Annotated in this window: 6 protein-coding genes; 5 read left to right on the top strand and 1 reads right to left on the bottom strand. The window is 34.1% G+C overall.

Features of this window, described 5'->3' with window-relative positions:
• Positions 1-374: 374 nt before the first annotated feature.
• Together H4J73_RS05065 and H4J73_RS05060 are read left to right on the top strand one after the other, a co-directional pair.
• Positions 375-818: a PH domain-containing protein gene (locus H4J73_RS05065; RefSeq protein ID WP_182223095.1), complete on the top strand. Its 444-nt coding sequence runs from the start codon at positions 375-377 to the stop codon at positions 816-818.
• Positions 819-1287: 469 nt separating this feature from the next.
• Positions 1288-2049: a hypothetical protein gene (locus H4J73_RS05060; RefSeq protein WP_182223096.1), complete on the top strand. Its 762-nt coding sequence runs from the start codon at positions 1288-1290 to the stop codon at positions 2047-2049.
• Between the two features lie 206 nt (positions 2050-2255).
• On the opposite strand, the gene H4J73_RS05055 is transcribed toward H4J73_RS05060, so the two are convergent.
• Positions 2256-2414 (bottom strand): hypothetical protein, encoded by a 159-nt coding sequence (locus tag H4J73_RS05055; RefSeq protein ID WP_182223097.1) that lies wholly within the window; start codon positions 2412-2414, stop codon positions 2256-2258.
• A 282-nt stretch (positions 2415-2696) separates the two neighbouring features.
• Here H4J73_RS05055 and H4J73_RS05050 point away from each other — a divergent pair, with 282 nt between their 5' ends.
• From H4J73_RS05050 to H4J73_RS05040, 3 genes are all read left to right on the top strand, one after another.
• Positions 2697-3197 carry a flavodoxin family protein gene (locus tag H4J73_RS05050; RefSeq protein ID WP_182223098.1) on the top strand — a complete coding sequence of 167 codons (501 nt, stop codon included), beginning with the start codon at positions 2697-2699 and terminating at the stop codon, positions 3195-3197.
• Positions 3198-3656: 459 nt separating this feature from the next.
• A complete protein-coding gene (locus H4J73_RS05045; protein WP_182176801.1) occupies positions 3657-4130 on the top strand; it encodes a hypothetical protein in 474 nt (157 codons plus the stop codon).
• Positions 4131-4209: 79 nt separating this feature from the next.
• The gene (locus H4J73_RS05040; protein WP_182223099.1) at positions 4210-4515 is read left to right on the top strand and encodes a hypothetical protein; all 306 of its coding nucleotides are present in this window, start codon (positions 4210-4212) and stop codon (positions 4513-4515) included.
• Positions 4516-4937 lie beyond the last annotated feature (422 nt).

Genomic DNA, 4937 nt, shown 5'->3' with positions numbered 1-4937 from the left:
TTCGATTAAATGTAATTGTGGTAGTTGCCTTTTCTTTATCTTGGTTATTTACGCGTAATTAAATCTATTTCAGTTTTTGGTTAAATAGTTTTTCGCCAAAGTAGGTAAGTGGTAAATTCACTTTTTATTAGTGGCTCAAAATTCACGATTTAGTGTGTCGCAATGCTGTGAGTTTTTTAAACATGCATTTTATGTTACTAATATTTATATAAATTGTACGGTTTGTGGTAATGTAAAAACCGCATAACAAGGCATTCAAACGGACAAAAAACAGTTGGCTGTTTTCACTTCGTTCAACATTTTAGCCAACAATTTTTTGCCGCTTAATGTGGCGTTAGTGCTCAATCAATACCCCATCAATCAAGGAGAAAATTATGGGTTCATATGTCATATCTAATTTAATCAAAGACGAAGAAGTGGTGTATGAGGGGAAAACTAGTGTTTGGTCACTCTTACCAAAAATACTGATTGGTTTACTTTTACTACCAGTTTATGGGATCGGTTTAATCTTTTGGGCATCTGCTGCGATTGCTTATTACACAACCGAACTGGCAATCACAAATAAACGTGTTATTGCTAAATTCGGACTAATTAGGCGAGACACTGTTGAAATGAATATTTCAAAAGTTGAGAGTATTCAAGTGGAGCAAGGTATTATTGGTCGTATTTTTAATTTTGGTAGTATTGTTGTTGCGGGTGCCGGTGACCCAAAAGCTCCAATTCCCGGCATTTCAACACCTCTTGAATTTCGCAAAATGTTTTTCGAAGCTCAAGAACAAAATGATTCAAATACAAATAATCAGTCTAAAGCAGCGTAAAGCACTAACAAGTTGCTCAAACGGAAAAATAACAGTTGGCCATCGCTTCGCGATTATAGCCAACCATTATTTTCCGCTTAGCAAGGCGTTATGCGGCATTGCGAATTCGATTAAATGTAATTGTGTTTGTTGCCTTTTCTTTATCATGGTTACTTACGCGTAATTAAATCTATTTCAGTTTTTGGTTAAATAGTTTTTCGCCAAAATAGGTAAGTGATAAATTCACTTTTCATTAGTGGCTCAAAATTCACGGTTTAGTGTGTCGCAATGCTGTGAGTTTTTTAAACGTGCATTTTATGTTACTAATATTTATATAAATTGTACGGTTTATGGTAATGTAAAAACCGCATAACAAGGCATTCAAACGGACAAAAAACAGTTGGCTGTTTTCACTTCGTTCAACATTTTAGCCAACAATTTTTTGCCGCTTAATGTGGCGTTATAGGGCACATCAGAGTGTTGAGAATATATGAACTTTTTAAGTAAAATAATATTGGTGTTAACTATCATTTTTACATCAAACTCCTTTGCTGTAGATAAAAAAGATAATGATCATATCTCTCCAATTATAAGTGTCTTCAAAAGCCAGAATAAAAACGCAATTTCGACTTTAATTTCTTATCCGCTAAAACGAAAATCACCAATACCTTCTATTAAAAATAAAGCAGAATTGATTAATCGGTTTGATGAGGTTTTTGATAAAGAGTTGATTGATTTAATAGCTAATTCCGATGTAGATAAAGATTGGAGGCAAATGGGCTGGCGTGGGATTATGTTTTCGAATGGCAAAGTTTGGTTAGATTCTAATGGGAAAATCAATGCCATTAACTATCATACAGCTAAAGAAAAAGCTCTTGGACAAAGTTTAATAGAGAAACAAAAGCAAACTTTGCATTCGAGTATAAGTGATTATAAAAAACCAATTTTAGAGTGGAAGACTGCCAAGTTTCATATACGAATTGATGATCTCGGGGACTATAACTATCGTTATGCATCTTGGAGTATTGATAAAAAAACAAATGAAAAACCAGATTTAGTTTTATTTAATGGAAAAATGGCATTTGAAGGAAGTGGTGGTAACCATCATTACTCATTTATTAATGGTAAATATATATATCGTTGTTATGTTAGTCTGCTTGGTAATAGTGAATCAGCTCCTGGAACTCTTGATGTTTTCAGAGGTAAAGAACACCTATTAAGTGATGATGTTCTCGAAGTATTAAGTCGCTAATTTTATGGGTTTAATGCCCTATAACAAGCCATTCAAGCAGGACAAATAACAGTTGGCTATTTGCTCCTTCGTCGCTTATTTTAGCCAACTATTATTTGCCTCTTAATGGGGCGTTAGCTATACATGGAGAATTCATTGCACGGAAGTCGATTAGTTGCATTAATATGCGGAGTAATTCTTGGGGGAGTAATAATAGCTTTTCCAGATCAATTCCTATTTTCTAAAACAGTTCCTAATTCGTTTTGGACTAAATATTTTCCGTTACCGTTCGGTGCAGGATGGTTCATTTCATTCATTGCATTACTTCCAATAATAGTTACTAAATCTCCACTGTTACCAACTATTAAATGGGCTTTTACTAGCATGTGCACTTCTATATTAGTTTGTGTCCCTATATCTGTATTTATAGCTGGAGGCACGTTATCAATTAATAATTTTATAAATCAATACATGTGGGTTAGTTTAATGTGTATTCCACCGTTTATTGTTCAAATGTTATTAAAGAGTTTAATTGGGTGGCGTAAAAAGTATAGCTAACAAGGGTTTTCAAGTCGGACAAATTACAGTTGGCTTTTTGTTCGTGCCTCACTTATTTTAGCCAACTGCAATTTGCCGCTTAAAACGGCGTTATGTAACACGGAGGTTTTTTGAAAATTGCAGTCATTATCGGAACATCAAAGGCTGATGGAAACACTAGGCAGCTTGTTGATGCCTTTGTAAAACAAACAGACGCTAATGTTTTTGATTTGGCAATGTGCAACATTTCATTCTTCGATTACTTACATGAAAATAAATCAGATGACTTTTTACCACTTATACGTGAAGTAATTTCTTATGATCACATCGTTTTCGCCACGCCCGTCTATTGGTATTCTATGTCAGCACAACTTAAAGTGTTTTTTGATCGGTTGTCTGATTTATTAACTATCGAAAAAGGTTTGGGTCGAGACCTAAAAGGTAAATCGATTTCTATTTTATCTACTGGTTTTGATGTAAATTGTCCTGAGTGCTTTATTCAGCCATTTGAAATGACAGCCAATTATCTGGGGCTTAATTTTAAAGGTTGTGAATATGTATCTGTGCAATCCGAAATTAATTTTGACGCACTTATTAAAGCCGCTAAACGTGCTGTAGTGTGTGTTACATAACAAGTCGTTAAAGCAGGACAAATAACAGTTGGCTTTTGCTCCTGCGTCGCCTATTTTAGCCAACATATTATTTGCCTCTTAACGAGGCGTTATGCGGCATTGCGAATTCGATTAAATGTAATTGTGGTAGTTGCCTTTTCTTTACCCTAGTTATTTACGCGTAATTAAATCTATTTCAGTTTTTGGTTAAATAGTTTTTCGCCAAAGCAGGTAAGTGGTAAATTCACTTTTGATTTGTGGCTCAAAATTCACGGTTTAGTGTGTCGCAATGCTGTGAGTTTTTTAAATGTGTATTTTATGTCGCTAATATTTATATAAATTGTACGGTTTGTGTTAATGTAAAAATCGCATAACAAGGCGTTCAAACGGACAAAAAACAGTTGGCTGTTTCACTCCGTTCACAATTTTAGCCAACAATTTTTTGCCGCTTAACGTGGCGTTAGTTTTAAAAGGATGTTTATGCGTAAATATATAGTTTTACTTTTTTGTTTAATTTCTAATTATGTATTTGCATCATTTCCACTGGAAGTCTCTGATGAAGCATTAATTAAAAAAACTGATCATGTTTTAATTGGACGCGTAGTCGGTGTGGATATGATTGATGGAAACGGCAAACAGATATATGACTTAAAAGCTAAAACAGGTCCAAAATCCCAAAATAACATCAGGCTAATTTTTGCGATTGATGAAGTATTAGAAACTAATTCAAAAAGTGTTCCTACAAAACTATTTGTTCCACTAGACAGTTTTATGCATTTTAGTTTCGGTCAAATAAAAGAAGACTATCCAGAGGTAACAGAGCAAAGGCTTTTATTATTATCTGGTAATGAGTTTCAGCCTCCAGTTGCAGGTCACTTTCAGCGTAACTTACTAGACAAAGAATATTACTTGGAGTTGTTTAAAACTAACAAGTCATTCAAGCAGGACAAATAACAGTTGGCTATTTGCTCCTTCGTCGCTTATTTTAGCCAACCATTATTTGCCTCTTAATGAGGCGTTATAGGCACATGCTATGCTCCGAGTAATTATCTTAGCTTTTCTTCTTATTTCCATCATTGGGTGTAGCGAAGATAAAAAAGTGTTAACACCAGAAATGGAGTTAATGGCTTTGCAAAGAGTTGTAAGTTATTTAGAAAAAAATAATTTACCTAATGAAAACTTAATGGCTTTCAAATCAAAAGCTAGTCCTAAACCAGATTTTGCTTATTTATATACTGGTGGCGAACGTTGTATAGAATTTATAATTTACTGTCATGGCAATACTTGTAATGAGTTAAATAAGTATCCATATGATAAGCATGGTGAAAAGTGCCCATAACAAGCCATTCAAGCAGGACAAATAACAGTTGGCTATTTGCTCCTTCGTCGCTTATTTTAGCCAACAATTATTTGCCTCTTAATGGGGCGTTATGCGGCATTGCGAATTCGATTAAATGTAATTGTGGTATTTGTCTTTATCTTGGTTATTTACGCGTAATTAAATCTATTTCAGTTTTTGGTTAAATAGTTTTTCGCCAAAATAGGTAAGTGATAAATTCACTTTTCATTAGTGGCTCAAAATTCACGGTTTAGTGTATCGCAATGCTGTGAGTTTTTTAAATGCACATTTTATGTCACTAATATTTATATAAATTGTACGGTTTGTGGTAATGTAAAAATCGCATAACAAGGCATTCAAACGGACAAAAAACAGTTGGCTGTTTTCACTTCGTTCAACATTTTAGCCAACAATTTTTTGCC

The sequence above is a fragment of the Colwellia sp. MB3u-41 genome (genome assembly GCF_014076845.1).
Taxonomy (GTDB): Bacteria; Pseudomonadota; Gammaproteobacteria; order Enterobacterales; family Alteromonadaceae; genus Colwellia_A.
The sequence above is the reverse complement of the archived record's forward strand: the minus strand, read 5'-3'. Positions and strand labels throughout refer to the sequence as shown.

What these genes read in the sequence shown, in the direction of transcription:
- H4J73_RS05060 (WP_182223096.1), top strand. Translation starts at nt 1,288, where the DNA reads ATGAACTTTTTAAGTAAAATAATATTGGTGTTAACTATCATTTTTACA.
- H4J73_RS05040 (WP_182223099.1), top strand. Translation starts at nt 4,210, where the DNA reads ATGCTCCGAGTAATTATCTTAGCTTTTCTTCTTATTTCCATCATTGGG.
- H4J73_RS05065 (WP_182223095.1), top strand. Translation starts at nt 375, where the DNA reads ATGGGTTCATATGTCATATCTAATTTAATCAAAGACGAAGAAGTGGTG.
- H4J73_RS05055 (WP_182223097.1), bottom strand. Translation starts at nt 2,414, where the DNA reads ATGCTAGTAAAAGCCCATTTAATAGTTGGTAACAGTGGAGATTTAGTA.
- H4J73_RS05045 (WP_182176801.1), top strand. Translation starts at nt 3,657, where the DNA reads ATGCGTAAATATATAGTTTTACTTTTTTGTTTAATTTCTAATTATGTA.